The sequence below is a fragment of the Velocimicrobium porci genome, assembly GCF_009696045.1.
Lineage (GTDB): Bacteria > Bacillota > Clostridia > Lachnospirales > Lachnospiraceae > Velocimicrobium > Velocimicrobium porci.
Genome location: NZ_VUMT01000016.1, coordinates 1 through 18,350, shown reverse-complemented (window position 1 = coordinate 18,350; position 18,350 = coordinate 1). Strand labels below are relative to the sequence as shown.

The 18,350-nt window shown below is 39.7% G+C and carries 24 protein-coding genes and 2 pseudogenes; 22 read left to right on the top strand and 4 right to left on the bottom strand.

The features are described from left to right. The first annotated feature begins 170 nt into the window (after window positions 1–170). The 13 genes from FYJ58_RS10610 (at window position 171) to FYJ58_RS10550 (ending at window position 9,782) form a co-directional block, all read left to right on the top strand. Window positions 171–776 (top strand): type III toxin-antitoxin system ToxN/AbiQ family toxin, encoded by a 606-nt coding sequence (locus FYJ58_RS10610; RefSeq protein WP_154519700.1) that lies wholly within the window; start codon window positions 171–173, stop codon window positions 774–776. 166 nt (window positions 777–942) lie between these two features. Beyond that, a complete protein-coding gene (locus FYJ58_RS10605; RefSeq protein WP_154519699.1) occupies window positions 943–1,176 on the top strand; it encodes a hypothetical protein in 234 nt (77 codons plus the stop codon). 63 nt (window positions 1,177–1,239) lie between these two features. Next, window positions 1,240–2,115: a type IV secretion system protein gene (locus FYJ58_RS10600; protein ID WP_154519698.1), complete on the top strand. Its 876-nt coding sequence runs from the start codon at window positions 1,240–1,242 to the stop codon at window positions 2,113–2,115. An 18-nt stretch (window positions 2,116–2,133) separates the two neighbouring features. Next, window positions 2,134–2,682, top strand: coding sequence for a hypothetical protein (locus FYJ58_RS10595; RefSeq protein ID WP_154519697.1), 549 nt, complete (start codon window positions 2,134–2,136; stop codon window positions 2,680–2,682). Continuing rightward, window positions 2,675–3,979 (top strand): ATPase, T2SS/T4P/T4SS family, encoded by a 1,305-nt coding sequence (locus FYJ58_RS10590; RefSeq protein WP_154519696.1) that lies wholly within the window; start codon window positions 2,675–2,677, stop codon window positions 3,977–3,979. Before FYJ58_RS10595 ends, FYJ58_RS10590 begins: the two co-directional genes overlap by 8 nt. Then, on the top strand, window positions 3,936–5,042 hold the full coding sequence (locus FYJ58_RS10585; protein WP_154519695.1) for a hypothetical protein: 1,107 nt from the start codon (window positions 3,936–3,938) through the stop codon (window positions 5,040–5,042). Before FYJ58_RS10590 ends, FYJ58_RS10585 begins: the two co-directional genes overlap by 44 nt. Further along, complete coding sequence (locus tag FYJ58_RS10580; RefSeq protein WP_154519694.1) at window positions 5,026–5,976, top strand: hypothetical protein; 951 nt, start codon at window positions 5,026–5,028, stop codon at window positions 5,974–5,976. The genes FYJ58_RS10585 and FYJ58_RS10580 overlap by 17 nt, the downstream gene beginning before the upstream one ends. 16 nt (window positions 5,977–5,992) lie before the next feature. Then, on the top strand, window positions 5,993–6,832 hold the full coding sequence (locus FYJ58_RS10575; RefSeq protein WP_154519693.1) for a type II secretion system F family protein: 840 nt from the start codon (window positions 5,993–5,995) through the stop codon (window positions 6,830–6,832). Between the two features lie 9 nt (window positions 6,833–6,841). Next, the gene (locus FYJ58_RS10570; RefSeq protein WP_154519692.1) at window positions 6,842–7,261 is read left to right on the top strand and encodes a hypothetical protein; all 420 of its coding nucleotides are present in this window, start codon (window positions 6,842–6,844) and stop codon (window positions 7,259–7,261) included. Window positions 7,262–7,271: 10 nt separating this feature from the next. Next, window positions 7,272–7,841, top strand: coding sequence for a hypothetical protein (locus FYJ58_RS10565; RefSeq protein ID WP_154519691.1), 570 nt, complete (start codon window positions 7,272–7,274; stop codon window positions 7,839–7,841). 17 nt (window positions 7,842–7,858) lie between these two features. Then, a complete protein-coding gene (locus FYJ58_RS10560) occupies window positions 7,859–8,599 on the top strand; it encodes a CpaB family protein (protein WP_154519690.1) in 741 nt (246 codons plus the stop codon). A 165-nt stretch (window positions 8,600–8,764) separates the two neighbouring features. Next, the gene (locus FYJ58_RS10555) at window positions 8,765–9,475 is read left to right on the top strand and encodes a hypothetical protein (protein ID WP_154519689.1); all 711 of its coding nucleotides are present in this window, start codon (window positions 8,765–8,767) and stop codon (window positions 9,473–9,475) included. A 37-nt stretch (window positions 9,476–9,512) separates the two neighbouring features. Further along, complete coding sequence (locus FYJ58_RS10550) at window positions 9,513–9,782, top strand: hypothetical protein (RefSeq protein WP_154519688.1); 270 nt, start codon at window positions 9,513–9,515, stop codon at window positions 9,780–9,782. Window positions 9,783–10,344: 562 nt separating this feature from the next. Here the strand turns inward: FYJ58_RS10550 and FYJ58_RS10545 are convergent. After that, complete coding sequence (locus FYJ58_RS10545; RefSeq protein WP_154519687.1) at window positions 10,345–10,668, bottom strand: helix-turn-helix domain-containing protein; 324 nt, start codon at window positions 10,666–10,668, stop codon at window positions 10,345–10,347. A gap of 162 nt (window positions 10,669–10,830) precedes the next feature. Here FYJ58_RS10545 and FYJ58_RS10540 point away from each other — a divergent pair, with 162 nt between their 5' ends. The 6 genes and pseudogenes from FYJ58_RS10540 to FYJ58_RS10510 all read left to right on the top strand — a co-directional run bounded on the left by FYJ58_RS10540 (window position 10,831) and on the right by FYJ58_RS10510 (window position 13,774). Next, a complete protein-coding gene (locus FYJ58_RS10540) occupies window positions 10,831–11,031 on the top strand; it encodes a helix-turn-helix domain-containing protein (RefSeq protein WP_154519686.1) in 201 nt (66 codons plus the stop codon). 287 nt (window positions 11,032–11,318) lie between these two features. Beyond that, complete coding sequence (locus FYJ58_RS10535) at window positions 11,319–11,516, top strand: hypothetical protein (RefSeq protein WP_235912625.1); 198 nt, start codon at window positions 11,319–11,321, stop codon at window positions 11,514–11,516. A 248-nt stretch (window positions 11,517–11,764) separates the two neighbouring features. Then, on the top strand, window positions 11,765–11,914 hold the full coding sequence (locus FYJ58_RS10530) for a hypothetical protein (protein ID WP_154519684.1): 150 nt from the start codon (window positions 11,765–11,767) through the stop codon (window positions 11,912–11,914). Next, the gene (locus FYJ58_RS10525) at window positions 11,877–12,824 is read left to right on the top strand and encodes a hypothetical protein (RefSeq protein ID WP_205839234.1); all 948 of its coding nucleotides are present in this window, start codon (window positions 11,877–11,879) and stop codon (window positions 12,822–12,824) included. The genes FYJ58_RS10530 and FYJ58_RS10525 overlap by 38 nt, the downstream gene beginning before the upstream one ends. Window positions 12,825–12,995: 171 nt before the next feature. Further along, window positions 12,996–13,115, top strand: a pseudogene (locus tag FYJ58_RS10520) (helix-turn-helix domain-containing protein); the annotation flags it as partial. Between the two features lie 248 nt (window positions 13,116–13,363). Continuing rightward, complete coding sequence (locus FYJ58_RS10510; protein ID WP_002334817.1) at window positions 13,364–13,774, top strand: hypothetical protein; 411 nt, start codon at window positions 13,364–13,366, stop codon at window positions 13,772–13,774. On the opposite strand, the gene FYJ58_RS10505 is transcribed toward FYJ58_RS10510, so the two are convergent. From FYJ58_RS10505 to FYJ58_RS10495, 3 genes are all read right to left on the bottom strand, one after another. Next, complete coding sequence (locus FYJ58_RS10505; protein ID WP_001255868.1) at window positions 13,723–14,589, bottom strand: aminoglycoside 6-adenylyltransferase AadE; 867 nt, start codon at window positions 14,587–14,589, stop codon at window positions 13,723–13,725. The two genes, FYJ58_RS10510 and FYJ58_RS10505, sit on opposite strands and share 52 nt — an antisense overlap. Window positions 14,590–14,764: 175 nt before the next feature. Further along, complete coding sequence (locus FYJ58_RS10500; RefSeq protein WP_001071501.1) at window positions 14,765–15,310, bottom strand: AAA family ATPase; 546 nt, start codon at window positions 15,308–15,310, stop codon at window positions 14,765–14,767. Between the two features lie 28 nt (window positions 15,311–15,338). Continuing rightward, window positions 15,339–16,142: a helix-turn-helix domain-containing protein gene (locus FYJ58_RS10495; RefSeq protein ID WP_002334816.1), complete on the bottom strand. Its 804-nt coding sequence runs from the start codon at window positions 16,140–16,142 to the stop codon at window positions 15,339–15,341. Between the two features lie 338 nt (window positions 16,143–16,480). Between FYJ58_RS10495 and FYJ58_RS10490 the strand changes: the two genes are divergently transcribed. The 3 genes and pseudogenes from FYJ58_RS10490 to mobV all read left to right on the top strand — a co-directional run. Further along, on the top strand, window positions 16,481–16,894 hold the full coding sequence (locus FYJ58_RS10490) for a cysteine-rich VLP domain-containing protein (RefSeq protein WP_002588751.1): 414 nt from the start codon (window positions 16,481–16,483) through the stop codon (window positions 16,892–16,894). Between the two features lie 111 nt (window positions 16,895–17,005). Then, window positions 17,006–17,401 (top strand): replication initiator protein A, encoded by a 396-nt coding sequence (locus tag FYJ58_RS10485; protein WP_002588752.1) that lies wholly within the window; start codon window positions 17,006–17,008, stop codon window positions 17,399–17,401. A 183-nt stretch (window positions 17,402–17,584) separates the two neighbouring features. Then, a pseudogene (gene mobV / locus FYJ58_RS10475) lies at window positions 17,585–18,223 on the top strand (MobV family relaxase); the annotation flags it as partial. Between the last annotated feature and the right edge of the window lie 127 nt (window positions 18,224–18,350).

Genomic DNA, 18,350 nt, shown 5'->3' with positions numbered 1-18,350 from the left:
AAAGACAGTAATGTCTTTTGGAGATTCACTACCGTTAAGTGTGAGCGATAATATTTTGGAGATTCACTGCCGTCAAGTGTGAGCGATAATATTTTGGAGATTCACTACCGTTAAGTGTGAGATGAAGGGTAAAGTGTTTTGCTTTGCCCTTTTATTTGTTTGGAGAAGATATGGAATTATATGAAGTTACAGAAGCGTATGTATCGTATTTGAGAAAATTTGAACCTAAAAAGATATTATCAAATGCGGATCAAAAGAATACAAGAAAGTTCATAGGTTTAATAGTAAAGAAGGGAAAATACAATTATGTTGTTCCTTTAAGTTCACCAAAGTATGGAAAAGATTTTGCTATTAATGGATATACGGGAGATAAGCTTCCAGCAGATTACTCAACCAAGAAGTATAAAAAGGATATTTGTCTTTTGAAGGATACAACAGAGCCTGTTGTGTTTATGTACTCTAAGGACACAGATGGAATTGATTTTTATAGCAAAATACAATGCAATAATATGATACCAGTTCCTGAATCTGAATTGATAAAGGTTGATGTCAATGCAGAATCAGATGTAGCATATAAAGCATTGCTCCAAAAAGAAATTAATTTTGTAAGAAAAAATGAAACAACAATTATAAAAAAGCATATTAATCCTGTATATAATAATCGTATAAATAATCGTATGAATATAGGATATATTAGAGCTGCAACACCAGATTTTAAGTTGCTTGAACAAAAATGTGATGAGTGGGAGAAGAATCATCCTAAAATAGAAAAATAGTACATATGGCATCTATCAGAAATGATAGGTGCTTTTTTTATGCAAAAATATGCCAGATAAATAAAAAAATTACTTATTTTTCTGTAATCACGATTTTCAGGCTCCAAGTACTTAATGAAAGGGTTAAGGAATTACCCCTTATCAAGAAGGAAAGGAGAACGAAAATATGGGAAACATGGTTTTAGCAGCAGCAAGTTACACAAAGGCAATTACAAGTTTAAAGTCTGTACTTCTTACACTTGGTAGTGCAATCGGAGCGGTTATGTTGGTCTATGGCGGCATCAAGTTTGCTATGGCATTCCGTCAGATGGATCAGCAGGGTGAACATCAGGCTGTTTACTCAGTAGTGGCCGGTGGTGTGCTTGTTGGATTAAGTGCTCTTATTACAGCACTTACTTAAGACGTAACCCGGCTCCAAGGTATTTATAGGAGTCGGGGTTTTTAATTCAGGAAAGGAGACGTTATGGCGGATATTGTAAAGGCGTTATATAACTGTGCTTTTACTGTCTGGAATGCTCTTATGAAGATTGCCATGACACTCTTTACAACAAGCCCAAAGCTTGCAGGTGGTGGAACCCCGTATTCTACGGTACATGCATTTTACAATGCGATTGCAGACGCTACAGTACCGATTGCAACAGTATTTTTTATCATTGCAATTTATAAAACTGTGGTATCAGCCCCACCTGGTCAGCAGGCTCAAAGGTTTCTGCAGGATGCACTAAGATACTGCATTATTTTATACATCGCTGCAAACATGTGGAGCATTATGGGCTACATCATTGATTTTACGGATGGAATTACAGGAAAGATTTCGGCAACAAGTGGTTACACATTATCCGTTAGCGGAGATATGGAATCCATAATCGATAGCTGTTTAGAGTTACCAAGCTTCGAGTTGTCGGGAGAATGGCTTGAAAAATTCTGGAGTACGATAGGTTGCTCGTTGCTGTTTTTGATAGGAGGAATTGTACTTTTATTCATAATGGTTGCAAGCTGCCTATCTATTATAAGTAGTGCATTTCAGCGAATTTTAAAGCCACTTATGATACTGCCATTTGCAGGAATTGCGATTGCACTAGGAGCAGGTGGGCATGATATTTCAAGGTCATTGCTAACTTATATAAAGACCTTCTTTGGTTTTTGTATATCAGGTGCGCTTATGGTAGTAGCGGTAAAGACCGGAGTATCGCTTTGCACTAATCTTGTGAATTTCAATCTTGCTGGAGCATCGAATGTATATAAGTGCATTTTGATTACCGTGCAGATGGCAATTACACCAATTGTAATCAGTGGTTTAGTAAAGGGTAGTGACGCAATAACATCAAGAATGTTCTAGGAAAGGAGAGTATAGCTTATGGCGCAGATGAACAGAAACGTAAATTTGGAAGAGATTGATTCTGATGCATTATTTGGTATTGATGCTTTAAAGAACCAGACTATTTTTCAAAAAATCGTATTTTTCGGAAGTGTAATTGCTGGAGTTTTGCTCAATGTGTTACTGCCGCTTTACTGTGACACCCCAAGAATTGTTTGCATACTCATGTTTCTTGGGTTGTTACTGATTGGAGTGGCTTTTGGATGTAATTACACAGAGGATATGACCTATGGAAAATATTTATACTGCTTCTTTTTTAAGCCTTCCATTACGCTTTTTTATGAGTCCACTGAGGATGTAGAAAAGATAAAAGAAAAGGCAATTGTTTTGAAGCGAGAAGAAGATATGAAATTAAGACGTCAGCAACAGGCAGATCCTGTGGCACAGAGAAAGCTTCTTATAAAGCTGGTTTTATTTGTGGTTGTTATCGCAATCGCAATTGGCTCGGTATTTATATACAAAGGAATCAACGAAGATAAGAACCTTCATCATGAAGTTGAGAGGGTAATGGAGGAAGAAGATGGATAAGAGAAAAAATGAATATGTAGAATTGGCAAGACTCATTGAAGCAGAATTTCATGCCAGACAGGACGCTGGGATTCTTGCCAATTTGAATAAGAAAAATGTCGAAGGGCTTCATGTCACCAGAGACAAAATATTAAAAGACATGAGAGAACAGTTAAAGGATTATCAGGATGAGACTGGTAAGGAACTTACAGAAGAAGAGAAAGATTTTGTTGTTGACCTTATTAAAAAGGAGCTTTGGGGTTATGGAATCATTGATGACTTAATTCATGAAGAAACCATCTCTGATATTAAACTGTATGGACCGGAAGGTATTCGTATTAAGAAGACTGGTAAAAGAAGCGGTTCGGATATTAGTTTTTCTGATGAGGTGGCGTATAAGGTCTTTGTGACAAAGCTTCTTGAGAGAAACAAGGTAAATCTTGGTACGGCAAATGCTATTCAGACTTTTACGGATGCAAGCCAGGATGACTTTATTCTTCGAATAACAGTTATTTCCGGGCTTTTGGTAGATGGTGGAAAGCCAGTGGTAGCAATCAGAAAGATTCCTAAGAACAAGTATAATCTTGGAACCTTAGAGGAAGCTGGAATGTTTCGGCATAAGGATTCTAGTAAAAAAATCAAGATTAGCCAGAGTAAATGTAAGAAATATTTCTCTGATGATAATGAAGATTTTAATCAGCTTATGAATTGTATGATTTCATCAAAGGGGATTCTTTTTACCGGTAAGGGTGCAAGTGGTAAAACAACGCTTATGAATGCGATGATTGCTGAGATTCCATATGACGAGTCGGTAATGATTTGTCAGGAAAATGCGGAGCTTTTTGATTTGGTACATCCTGATTTATTTAGCTGCCATGTAATGACAAATCAGGGAGATTCAAAGATTAGTTATGAGCTTGGAGATCTTACTAGAGCCGCGCTTCTTGTGGACTTGGACAGAGTGATTGTTGGTGAGGTAAAGGAAGGCTCTGAGGCTGCAGGATTATCAAAAGCATCTATGACTGGTCATAAATGCTGGACTTCCGTTCACGGTGAATCTTGTGAGATGGCAGTAGATAAGATGGCAGATTATATCAGTCAGGCAACTGGATATTCGACAAAGGATTCTTTGAAGCAGTTACAGGGCTTTGAGTATGTAGTGCATCTTCGTAATTTCAGGGTGGATGAGGTAATTAGAATCGCAGGTTGGGACAAGGAAAGAGATGCCCTTATTTTTGAAAAGGTATATCCATTTACCGTGAAAGGAGTTTGCGATGAGAATGATAAGTACAAATACGATCCTAAAGAGAGTTTGTAGTTTGGGCCTGGTATGTGCAATGGCTTTATCATTAACAGGTTGCGGAGTATTTGATACGTTGCTTGGTTTATCTAATGACAAGCCTACAAGCTTTAGTAGCGTAAATGATCTTGAAAGTGGTAAGGCATATGTATGGCATCACGATGGTGGAAAGTTAGAAGAAGATTTAAAGAAAACGGCTGGCAAGGATGTATTTTTTACCTGTATTACAGGAGATTACAACTTTAAGAAAAAGGAGCTTGAAGAAGTAACAGAGTATCCAAGGAGCATATGGATTGATTCTGATACAGATTCCAAGATTCCTACAGTAAAGTCGGGGGATTATCTGATTTATGTGCATGATGAAACGGTACCGGATTCCATCGTGTTTGAACGATTTGCAGATTATGGTTACACCATTGGTGTTTCCAATCTGCAGGCGGATATGGGCGGTCATTATTATCTGGTTTTTGCTGATGTAGAAGATGATGATTACAAGTATTACATTGACATGAAATCAGATGCTTCCGCCCTTACGGAACTTGGAGCAATATCCAGACTGTATTTAGATAAGGTAGGAAGTATGAGGGTGAATAAGGACACAGTATCAGATGGTGGAACAGTCATTAAGCTGAAAAAGGATAAGACGTATACCTGCGAGTTTTACACAGGAACTTTCTATCAGGATTTTAATCTGCAAGCCAACATTCACAGCTTTGGAAGCTTTGAAAGATTCGTAAGTTATGATTATGAATTTATGCATAGCAACTTTATAGCAGTAAAAATCCCAGATTATTTTGTCAGCGGATATTATTTCGTAAATGGTGTAGGGCTTTTCAGATATGTCTCTGATAGTGATGCAGGTAAGTACAATGGCGAAGCATATGATGAAAATATCAATTGGAATGAGCCTATGATTCTTTATAACGAAGATGGCACGGTTCTATTTGATCCAAGTGATCCAGATAGATTTGAAAAGGACATTGACGATATGTCAGATCCCGGTGATGAAGGGGATGTAGATATTAATGTTCCTATAAATATTGAAGAAAAGGAGGAGGATACGAGTGGAGGCAGTAGTTAAAGTACTTCCCTGGGCGCTTATATTTATCTTTGCATTCTTGTTTATGTATTTACTGCATAGACGATTTGTAGAGAACAATGTCTGGGGAAAAGTAGTCAAAAAATACAAGGACAATGTGGATGCAAAGGTATTATCGGAAGCAGCGTTTGTAACCCGATTTGGTTCCATTGAAAATAATTCCATTTTGTATAAGCTTGACAGGCTTATGCTTTTAAGCGGAATTAAGAATCGCTTCAAGTTTATAAATGGAGAAGTGTTTCTAGGAGCTATCATTTTAGCTTCAATAGCAGGTTTCTTCGAAGGAACTCTCATATGGAGCAATGGTTTAGTAGGCATATTCTTGGCCTCTGCACAGGCAGTAGTGCTATATGGTATTGCTATGGTGCTTGCAGGAAAGACCTATAACCAGATTGAAGACAATACAGCGATTTTTATATCCATCTTATCTAATCATGCTAAGGGCAGTAGTGATATTGTAACTATCTTTCAGAATACAATTCCTTCGTTATCGGGTCCTTTAAAGAAAATAGCAGAGAAGTTTGTGGCAGATGCGGAAAGCACGGGAAATGTTGATATTGCCTTTGATTATATGAAAGAATCCGTTGATAACAGGCAGCTTCAGACGATCTTTGTGAACTTAAAAAACTGTATGCATTATCAGGCAAATTATGAAGAAGTATTAGCTCAGATGATGAGTCAGGTGGCTGCAGGATTATCGGCAAGAGAAGACAGAAAGAATATTTTGTTTTCCATGAAGCTGACACTGATTGTAATCAGTATTATGGCGGTAGTGATTGTATTAATCATTGGAGCTGGCCTTGACATTGATGTTGCAGGAAGTCTTACAGGAACAATGATTGGACAGATATTGCTTCTTATTACAGGGCTATTGTATTTGATGGTTGGAATCAAGATGTTTAAGACAGATAAGTAGGAAAGGAGGACGAGGGATGATTAAGATTTTATATGCGCTTTTGTTTGTCATTGTATTTTCTTTAGCGCAAGGAATTGTATATCTGATAAGAGGAACAACTTCTGCAAAGGAAGCAAAGAAGAAGCTTTCAAAGGTGAAGAATTCATCTTTTGTTACAAGATTTGTGGCAGAAAAACAGATTGAGCTTAAAAAGCTTGGAGCCGGAGTTCTCCTTAAGGATCAGATGACTGTCAGCCAGTGGTATATGTATAAGGCTCTTATGGCAATGGCATTTGGATTTATTTCATTTTTTATACTATGTGGATTGATGGATTTGGAAGTCGGAAAGTATATCACAGGTATAGCAGTGGTTGCTGGATGGTTTTTCCTTGATTTGATTTTAAGACTGCAGAATAAATCATCAAATGATGAAATGATGCCGGATATCATGGAGATGAGTAGATCTGTATTGTACGGAAAAAGAGGTGGTCAGTATATTGCAGACGCATTAAAGGATTCCGTAATCGTAGTAGAGAACAAGCGACTTAAGACGGCTCTTATGAAGCTTAGAAGCGAGCTTGATTCTGGAAGAAGTCTTGATAGCTGTTTGGATGAGCTTGAAATGAGCTTTTCCAATGGTGAAATCAGTGCTTTTTGTACGGTAATCAAATCATTACAGTCTACCGGTCAGGTGGATGAAGCACTTAGGACACTGGAGAGTAATATTGAAAGAGAGCAGGTAAGTGTCAATAAGAGACGTTGCATGATATTAGAGAAGAAGACCATGATGTATGTGATTTTTATTGCTATGGATATTTTAGCGATGATTCTTTACTGCATTGTTATCAAGCTTTTAGAACTTACGGCAGGATTTTAGGAGGTGGCTATGATGGAAATTATTAAGAAAAAGAAAAAAGCCTCCGTCATTGAGAATACACTGGTTATGTTTGTAAATCTGATTTTGGTATGTGCTTTTCTTGTGATTGTTTTTGGAGCATTTTCAGGAGTAAGCGACAAATGGGGAATGCGTCAGGCAGCAAGAGAATACATGCTTATTATGGAAACAGAAGGATATTTAAAGCCAGCCGATCAGGCAGCTCTTAAAGCAGAACTTGAAAGCTGTGGGCTATATAATATCAGTTTTTCCGGAACAACAACCAGGGAAGTGGATTATGGCGAGAGAATATATCTGTGTATTAGTGGTACATATGATGATAATATCCTCTCTTTTGCAGGAGCGATATCAAAGTATACCACACATCCAAGCAGAATCACGATTAATCGTCAGACCACAGCAAAACAGTAGGGGGTGTGTCATGAAGAGTATGGCTTTACAAAAAAAGAAAGCATCTGGAGCTTTTGGATATCTATTTATGTTTATGACTGTAATGATTGTTGTGATTATTACGCTTTATATGGCGCAGGTAAGTAAGCTTATGACCCATCAGCATCATGTGGATGACTCTTTAGCAGACGCAGTGCTTGCAAGTCTTGTAGCGGATGATGTGTATTATTTTGAAACCTATGAGACATTAGGAACTCCTATTGTTAGGTTTAAAAATACGGACGAGTCTTGCAGAATATTCAGGGCCTGCATGATGGATGCAGTGAGAGAAACTGATGGTTTTTACTATAATTTCAGCTTTGATACTTTTGTGTGTTATGAAGTAGAAGGCAGTAGGATAACCATTACTGAGTATTTGGGAAACGCAGCAAATAAGCGTGTTACAACCGGAAGAGTTGGAAGTGAGAGGGCTCCGACCGGAGAGATAGTCAGAGAGACATCGGCATATGGCAGAGTCAGATTTGATATAAAGAGCGTGATTAATGGAGATATGGTAACAAAAACCAAGGATATCTATTGCACCTTGGAAATTAACAATTAAGAAAGGAGATTTTTGTTATGTTTGAGAAAAAAGTAAGCGAAGAGCAGAAGAAAAAGATGAATAAAGAGGCAAAGCAGGCTAGTAAGAGGGAGAGAAAGGCGGAGGGTGACAGTTCAAAGATTGTATCTACACTGAAGGTGATTGTGCTCCCGTTACTGTTTGCTGGAATTGTTGTGTGTGCGATTTATCTTGCCATGCAGCAGAAACAGGCTCAGGATGATCTTAAGACCACAGTTGTATGTATGAAGGAAGATGTTGCTGCTAATACCTATGTTTCCGTGGATGATATTGATAAATATTTTACGACTGTGAAGGTTCAGCTAGAGGCGGTTCCGGAAAATGCAATAAAGTCAGTAGGAGAGCTTTCAAAGGATGGTTTTTACATTGAGGATGCCATGAAGAAATCGCAGATGGTATTAACGGATAATCTTGCCTCTAAAGATGAAGTTATGGATAAGTATTTATCTGGGTACGAAGTGACATCATTTGATGCACAGAATTTTGCCGATGGTGTAAATGGTTCTCTTAGACGAGGTGACATTGTAGATGTATATGCCCTTGATCCAGCGACAGAGCTATTAACGTTATATGCAGAGAATGTATATGTTGCAGAGGTATATGATAATTCTGGTAATAAGATTACAGAACCTGATGGGATTGCAACAGCATTTACTGTATGGGTTACACCGGAAGAGGTTGAAAGCTTAAATCTTGCCGTGGTATATGGTGGAGTGCAAATGTATTTGAAAACTGAATAATAGTAGCAGAAGGGCGTAGGATAAAAACTTATGTCCTTTTTGCTGTAACATTTTGTAACATTTTAGAGAAAATGTTATGAATTATCTTGACTTAGATGTTTTTTCAGATATAATACTAGTTGAAGGGATAACTATGTCCACTAAAGTAGGAAAGGAGGACTTATTGTGAGTGAAAATACCATGGCAACAAATGCTATGGAGGAGCTTCTGACTAAGGCAATTGGTGGAAGGAGCATGACGGAGTATGCTAATTCTTGCGGTGTATCTCCAATGCATGTTTCGAGAATCAAGTCTGGAAAGTACAAACCATCAAAAAAAGTATGCTTAAAGTTTAGTTCAGATCCGTATGTAAAATCACTTGGATTGACCAGCCGGGATTTCCTTGAGGCTGCTGGTTATACTGATGAGAACGAGATTCAAAGCGTATTTACTTATGAACAAATATTGGCTCAACAAATGGATACTTTAGCTTATGGTTTAATATCTAAAAAATTATTGGAAAGTCAATGTACATATCAAATCAAGTCCTCTAATCAACATGAGGATTTGGATTTTGAGGTTCAGATTACAGATGGTGATGTTTCTACATGGCATGTTGTCTTAGACAAATCGAGCCAGGCTATGCAAGAGCAGGCGAGAAGAGTTTCATATTATTATTATTTGGGAAGGCTACTTTCCTTTGAAGCCAAAAAAGGAAGGCAGTATTCGATGATTTTAAGTAATGATGAACTTTATGAGGAATTGCTAAAGCGCGTAGATGAGAAGATGGTAAAGGCAAACGTATCGGTTGCATATTTTGATGCAAAAAAAATGCAAATTCTTAAAGAAAATCATTACGGAAAAAGCGAATTTATCTCGCTAGTTGATGACAATTGAATAGAGTAAAATTTCAAAAGAAAGGCTGGATCTAAAGATGAAGAGATACCAAGAAGAATGGTTCCAGGATAAACTTGACGATATCAATGAAGTTGAGAGTCACGTAATGGAATCAAAAGAATTCTTGGATGCGAAGAGACAGCTAGAGGAAATTAAAAGTAAAATTAAAGCACAAGTTCCGGAAGCTGAGAGAAGTGCAATTGATTTGCTATTTGACTCTATGGACGAAATAAATCTGTCCGTATATAACATGCTGATGGAAAAGATAGTTTGTGCAACAAAATTTGATGATTTTAATTTAATCTAGTAGCATCCAAATTTCCGGAATGGGAAGTCACATTTTATGTGGCTTCCAGGTATTCGGGAAAAAGGGGTAGACTACTAGAAAGCAGATTATAATACATAGAAAGGATGGTAGAGTAGCAAAACGAGAATTAAGAAACGGAAACTGTACATATGTTTTGTGAATAGAGGTGATTAAAAATGAACAAATATCTATTTAGTAAATTACGAGCGAATCAAATATGTCTTGGGTTTAAGCAAATATGTAAATGATTTTTAATATTATTTTTTGGTTGATATTGGGTTAAGTCCCGCGATAAATTTTGAATTGATAAATATAATGTCTTGCTTATAAGACGAATGCGAAAAATATAATTGAAAAATTGGGATGAATAGTTTTTAGAAAAATATTGATGTTTTAGTTTAAAAATCTCAAGCAAATGGGAAAAGATTAGAGTATAGATTATTGGAGCAGTATTAGTGCGTGAAAAATTGCAAATCTATATTTCTAATCTTTTCTTTTTTTGGATAGATAAAGAAAAAGCTACCTGCAATTAAGCAAGTAGCCTGTTTTAGATATATTATGATCATCTTTGAGATTTGAGAAATAAAACATATTTAGTGAGCTGATCAATTTCAGTTTCGGATAAATCACCAATATATAAATATTGTGATGAATCAAATTTTGATTCTGATGGATTTTCTAGATAACCTGCAGCTTCATATAAATCATTTACGTTAACATTGAGTACAGCTGCGATAGCTTTTAATGTCTCTGGTGACGGTTGTTTACGAAGTCCTGATTCGATTCGTGATATTTCGGCATTACTTAGATTACATTTTATTGCGAGGTCTCTTTGCGAGAGCTTTAAATCTCGCCGTTTGTTTTGTATAAATTCTCCTACCTTCATATGTGTCACTCCTTTGTGATTTGATTATATCATCACTGTTCCCTAAAGGCAACACTTTTTTACTTATTGGTAACATAAATATTGACTTGCTGGAAAAAGATGGTATTATAAGATTAAAGATGTTACCAATGAGTAACAAATAAACAGAAGGAGGATACAGCCATGCTTAATAGTTCGTATCTTAAAGAACTAATGATGGAACATGGAATGTCCTTAGGCCAGTTATCAGTTAGAACAGGGATATCTAAATCTCAGTTATCTAGAATTCTCTCTGGAGAAAGAGGAATTGGAGCAAAAACTATAAAAGGGCTTAAGAAGGCATTTCCTAAAGCAGACTTCGAAGTTCTTTTTATTTTGCAGTAAGTGTTACCAATGAGGAACAAAGAGGGATCTAATTTTTGAATTCTAAAATGTAGCTATTGCAAATCTCCGAAATGTAGGGTATTATACAAATAGAACATATGTTTGCTTTTGGAGGCATATGGGATCAGCTAGAGTACTCTGCAGTGGGGACACGGGCTCGGTGTTATCGGAAAACCCACTTCATTAGCCGCTAGATCAACGGCTATGGCTACATTTGCACGAGAATGACAATTCCCTTTTTTCTCGATGAGATGAACGTTATTTTATCTTTTTGGAGGTGAATTCTGTTGCAAGAGATCGTTTTTTATTGCAAGAATTGTAAGAAAAGCTTGCATATGTCTTATTTTCTTACAGGAGAAGATGATGCGCCGGTTTTACCGAGCGTAGCGATTAAGTGTACATGCTGTAAGCGAGTGCTTCAGTTAAAAAAGTACACTGAAAAGAAATTATTAGAACATGCTGTTCATGATAGATTCTATATCTAGGCAGCAATAAGAACACAATTGAATTAGTGCTCATCACGATACACGGGCATGACCCAAGAGAGGCGTGAAAAACTATACCAGCGAAGACTGGGCGTTTTTCACGTCTTATTTTTTGAATATGGAATACGGAGGCTTTCTTCCTGGTATGTAACCGGGAGGGAGGCCATTTTTCTTTTAGCCAATTAAATACCAGAGGATGTGTGCGCTTCCTCCCAAGACAAATTTTTAAGTCGCAGGAGGAAAAAATTATGCGTACAACATTCACATTTAACAGTAACTTAGAGTCTTTTTCAGATTACATGACAAGGGTAATTGCTATTTTAAGAGCAATCAGAGATCATGTTCCAGCAGCTGATGGTATTGATTATAGTATTGAACTTACTTACAATGGCGATTGATGAGATGGAGAAGACAACAGGAAAACATTGTCTTAAGAGACACAAATTCGGACAGGATGAAGAGGACTTTATTAGTAATTTTAAGATTGTGATATCTGATAATCTTCTTAGTTTTAATGATTCGGCGCATTTAGAGGATGAGGAGAAACAGTATCAGTTTTCTACATTTCTTAAGCATCTTTCATCAGAGGCACTTGTCCTGACATATGCAGGTATTCATGGGGTTACAAGAGATGTTGAAAAGAAATTTCATCTTATTCTTGGTATTAGAAATAGATTGGCAGCCAGATATCATATTGATGTTTATGACGTGACAGCGGAAATGATTCATGAAGAAAGACAAGAGTTGACGGTTAAAGATATAAAGGCTGCATTGGATTTTTTGGATGGCAGAATGTCAATTGATCAGATGATGGAAGAAGATGGTATTGAAGGGGAAGCGTTTGAAGATAAGAACAATGAAGGTCCGGAACTTAAAAATGAGGTCATGGACATTAATGTTCAAAAATTATTTGATTTGTTTCTTGATAGAATGAGTGATATTGAAAAGTTCTTTGCATTAATCGAGATTGGCTGTTCTGAAAAGTATGCATCTATGACAGTATCGCAATTTAGTGTAGATCCAGTGTTTATAAATATAGTAGAGGCAGATTCAAGATATGCAAAGAATATTAAAATGGGAGATGTAGTTATTAAAAGACCAGATCGTCATTCATATACAGATAGAGATATTGAACTTAAGGATGTTAAGTTTGTTGGAGGTACAGTTGTGAGATATCAGAGAGAACAGACAAGATTCCGTTGGGCAAAGCTTAAAGAGGTAATTAGTGAGGATGATATTCTTGGAAATAAGAGTGTGGAATATTTTCAGGAGAAGTGGGATGAATTATTGAATAAATACAATTATTAGTATTTATACCAAGCGTCCGGGGTGGCATGATACCACTTCCGGGCGTGTTTTTATTTCCTACAGGTTAATAAAATTGAATATTATTTAACAACCGCTCAATTGTTTTTATGACGGATTGTTGTTATGATTTATTTACAAAAGCTTTTGAATTTGATTTAGGAGATGATGTAAATGAATATTGGTGCAGTGATTAAAAAATACAGAAAAGAAGCAGGAATAACTCAGGAAGAAATGGCAAATAGATTAGGTGTGACCACGCCTGCTGTTAATAAGTGGGAGAATGGAGTTTCCCAAAGTTAAAGATACCACATCAATCCCACGCGGACTTTTGCTCAACCGATACAGCCGGAGGGCTGGATAACAAGAAAAGGCGGTATGCGCCCCGTGGAGGGGTAGCGTACCGCCTTTTCTTGTGGGGGTTTCCAAAGGGGGCAACGCCCCCATTTGGCACACGACTTTGCGAAGCAAAGTGTAGTGTGTTATACGCTCTGCCGGCGTTGCCGTGAAAATGCCGTTGCCGCCGGGGAGGGCAAGGGCATTTGAAGCGGCAGGAAAACAGGGCTGTGCTTGCGTGGCGTGGAGCCGCAAGCGCAGGTCTGGACTCATCAGCAGACAGGGCGTATATGAAAGCCCCAGTTCCTCGTCCTACGCTCCAACTTGTGGACAAAGTGTCCCGAAGTTGTGGCCACACTCCCGGAAAAGTAGCAGGACAACGGGCAACCGTCAAGGCTGAAATGAACGGGTTTACACCCGGCCTTGACCTCCGCCCGCTGTCCCGCTGGATGGGTGGACAAGGCGGCCAATCCCTCAAAGTGCTTGGCCGCTCTCTTTCTGATTTTGAGGTATTCAGTTTTTCAAAATTGAATAATCAAAATAAATTTTTTCGATTGAAAAAATTTTATTTGTTATCATCTTCAATGCCATATTTTTTCTTTTGCCGAATCACATAATTACTGATTTTTTCATCATATAGTGGATACTGGTAATCCAACTGGCATGCCACTTCTGACGAAACCTCCCGGAACAATGCCATACATTGTTCAAAGGATTCCCACATATGGGGATAGGAATCCATATTATAAGTGGACATAAGTCGTTCCCACAATTCCTCTGGGACATATTGCTTCATAAATTTATAGTTTTTTCCCAAACTGAAATGAAATCCCTGTTTGATACCAATCAGCCAGGAAATCATGCGAAGCAATTCTTTTCGTACTATATCATTCATATGGTCAATAGCAAAAAGAATTTCTTTGCGGCATAAGCCCTTTACTACATATGTTGTAGTATTCCAAAATTCATTACAGCAATCGTCAAACATTCTTTGAGTAGGCTTCTGCAAGTGGTAGTCTATATCCGTTGGTATTGGCGGCTTTACGATACGGTTGTCTTTATCCAACAGTAACTTTACCAGTTTATCCCATGTAAAATACTCGTCTATCAGTTCCAGCGGCAGCAAAGTTAAATCTATCTTAACATCATCAGTAAACAGCATTAAATATGAAAATCCCTTTTCTACAGCTGGAAATAATTCCATATCTTCCGGCTTTTGCAGAATCAACCTTTCACCAAATATATCTAGCCATTTATCATCACTTGTGAAGCTGTCCATATCCGTAACAAAAAAAGTAATATCAAAATCCTGAAAATCATCAGGCGGAATATTTGTATTTGTTCTAGATCCTTCCAAAGTAACCATGCGAATGCGTTTGTCTGTTTTTGCAAAATTCAAAACAATATCATAAACTTCCTTTTCTGATCTCATTTTTATCTCCTCCAATTATTGAAATAGGTGTGAAGCCATTTTAGGGCTTTCCCGCCTTGATTACCCTTTAGCAAAGACGGGCGGGACTGTCAACGGCGGCGCATGAAATGCGCCGTTCATCTTGACCGTTGACTGGCTCGGCTGGCTTTGCTATCTTCCTGACAAATGGGAATGTCTAAGATAGTAAAGACGTCCCACATGCAACTCTTTCTTTTATTGCGGAAACCGTATCTTTAATTGTGAATGTAGTTGTGTCTATGACATTTGATTCATATACTCCCAAACCGGAAAATTGCTCCCACATTGTTTCCACTAATTCAATATTTGTTTTTCTATCTAATTTTGAGCGTTCCACAGCTCGCTTCATAGTTTCTTTTTTACTCGCTCTTAATACAATATAGTGTACCTCGTAATCTTCTTGGGCAAGAGCTTTCCATGGCTCCAAAAACCATGGCCCGACAATCCCATCTACAATTACATCATATCCGCCACGAGCATATCGCTTTGCAGCTTCTAAAAAGGCTTCAATGACAACCAGATTTTGCTCGTTGGATTCTGGCAAATGTGGTGGTATTGCGCCTTTGCTTAAGTAATGAAAAAAGTCATCGGTGTGCATATGCACTGATTTATCCATATCTGATTCCTTTGCGACAATTGACGCAGTTGTTGTTTTTCCTGTCCCCGGTGAGCCTGTAATCACAATAATTCTTCCTTGATTCATCTGTATTTTCCCTCACAATTCAAATTTATCACTTTGTTCCTGCCTGCTCAATCATCTTCTTCGCAAACTGCTGGAACATTTCAACAGTTTCTTTATCCATCGGTGTAAGCTGTCCGATCTGTCCAGCTATCATCGCCGTTACATCGTCAATGGAAAGTGGTTTTTGTTTCTGTTCCGCCAGTGCGTCCCGCATGGCTTGGAACATAGCGGCGGTCACAGCTTCTCCCGGCTGTTCCCCGTTGTCAATGTCTTTCTTAATGTCCCGCAGGATAGCCAGGAACACATTTTTGATTTTTTCAATCTCCGCTTCATGTTCCCCTATCTTTTGGGCGTTCAAAAGCTGTAAATCCTGCTTCGCTTCTGCCCGGTGTTCCGGGTGTTCTTTCATCAGGTCGGACAGGGAAGCCGTTGCCATCTCGATAAGCTGGTTTCTTGCTGTTATGCCCTTTGCCGCCGTATCCTGAAAATAAATCCGTATCAAATCTATCAGCTTAGGAAAATTCCTGTGTTCCAACAGGCGGTTGAGGATTTGCACATCAACAGCACCCGTCACAAGCCCCCTCACGGCTCCCTCGGACAAGCCTAATTCAGAAATATCGTAGCTTTTACGAACGCTCACGGTAGACAAGCCCAGTATGTAGTCTGTCGATACCTTAAATTCCTTTGCCACACCTATGAGAATATCACTGCTGACCGTTCTTGTTTCGCCGCTGACAATGCGGCTCAACTGGGAAGCGGAAACGCCTATCTTCTCCGCAAGTTCCTTTTGTGTGATGTGGTTCCCGTTGCATAAATCGGAAATCCGCTGTCCGGGCGTTCCGGGTAAAGCCATAGATACGCACCTCCTCCGCATACTTCCATTATACAGAATGATTGCAAAAATGCAATTTCCAAAGTGTAAACTTCATCAAAATGCAATTCTCGCAATATTCCGGGAATTGCATTTTTTTCGTGTAGACTTAGGGTAGTTCATCGATGGACGGCACCTTGAAAACAGAATGACCGTCCGAAAAGGAATACCCCGGCTGGGGAAGCACCGCAAGGAGTCGGACTTCGGGACAAAATGTCCCGAAGTTGCGAGGAGCGTGCCAACGCCGGAACACGCCGCAGGAATGGGGCAGGAAACCTTTTCGGGGAGAACGGCAACGGAAAGCAAAATGGAGGGAACGCATGAGAGATAACCCCTATAAAGACTTGCCGCCGCTGGAACGCAGGCCGGACGGTTCCCTTTACCGCATGACCCCGGCGCAGAGAAAACAGGCGGCCAGCCTGATACGCCGGGAGTGCTGTTGCTGTGAGGACGGCAACTGCATTGTCCTTGACGATGGGGACACCTGCACCTGTCCGCAGACGATTTCTTTCTCGGTCTGCTGTAAGTGGTTCCGCTGGGCGGTCTTGCCGCTGGACGGGACGCTGGAAGCGGAGATTTTCCGGGATAAGGACTTGAAACGCTGTGAGGTCTGCGGCGGTGTGTTCGTCCCCAAATCCAACCGGGCAAAATACTGCCCCGGCTGTGCCGCCAGAGTTCACAGGCGGCAGAAAACAGAAAGTGAACGGAAAAGGAGGTCTGCTGTGGACAGTTAGGAGCGAAAAAAGCCTTGATTTATCAGGCTTCGCAAGCCCCAAACCGGGGCTGGTGGTATAAAGTATCGCCCGCCCCGGAAAACGGGCTTCTAACCGTCCACAAAACGCACTATGACAAATACCATCTATATCCATCAGCCGGAAAAGGCGTTCAGCTTCACCCGGCTCCCGAATTTCCTCTTTGAAGCCCCCACATTCAAGCCCTTGTCCAACGAGGCAAAGGTTCTGTACGCCTTTATCCTGCGCCGGACAGAGTTATCCCGCAAGAATGGGTGGGCGGATGATTGCGGACGGATTTATCTGTACTATCCCATCTGCGAGGTGGTTGACCTGCTCCACTGTGGGCGGCAGAAAGCGGTAAACACCCTGCGGGAACTGCAATACGCCGGGCTGGTGGAGATCCAGAAGCAGGGCTGTGGAAAACCCAACCGCATTTTCCCAAAATCCTATGAAGCGGTTCCAAACACCGACTTCAAGAAATCCGGTTCTGGTACGCCGGAGGGCTGAAAACCGTACTTATGAAGTGAGGAAATCACTCCCCGGAAGTACGAAAACCGGACGGTATATAGAAATACAAAGATTAAAAAGATTTATTTATATTCTATCCATTCCAATCCTATCCGAGCTAATTTCTGCGGGATTTTCCCTGTGGAAAACCCCGGATAGGAAAGGAATGGGGAAAGGAGCAGAATGGCACAACACGCAATTTTGCGGTTTGAGAAGCACAAGGGCAACCCGGCAAGGCCGCTGGAAGCCCATCACGAAAGACAGAAAGAACAATACGCCAGCAACCCCGACATTGACACAAGCCGGAGCAAGTACAACTTTCATATCGTCAAGCCAGAGGGCAGGTACTATCATTTCATTCAAAACCGCATTGAACAGGCCGGGTGCCGAACCCGCAAGGACAGCACACGGTTTGTCGATACGCTGGTAACTGCCAGCCCGGAGTTTTTCAAGGGGAAATCCCCAAAGGAGATACAGGCGTTTTTCCAGAGGGCGGCGGACTTCCTCATTGGCCGGGTAGGACGGGAAAATATCGTGTCGGCGGTGGTACACATGGACGAGAAAACGCCCCACCTGCATTTGACCTTTGTTCCGCTGACAAAGGACAACCGCCTGTGTGCAAAGGAGATTATCGGCAACCGGGCAAACCTGACGAAGTGGCAGGACGATTTTCACGCCTATATGGTGGAGAAATATCCTGACTTGGAGCGTGGGGAGAGCGCCAGCAGGACAGGCCGGAAGCATATCCCCACCCGGCTTTTCAAACAGGCGGTTTCCCTCTCCCGGCAGGCAAGAGCCATTGAAGCCACACTGGACGGCATTTATAAAATGTCAAGACCTAATGTACAAAAAATATGATATAAAAATGTACAATTAGTCTGTCTGTTTTAAGTGATCTTTTAACCTGTATGATTTTCCTGATATTGGTATTACATGTGCATGATGTAGA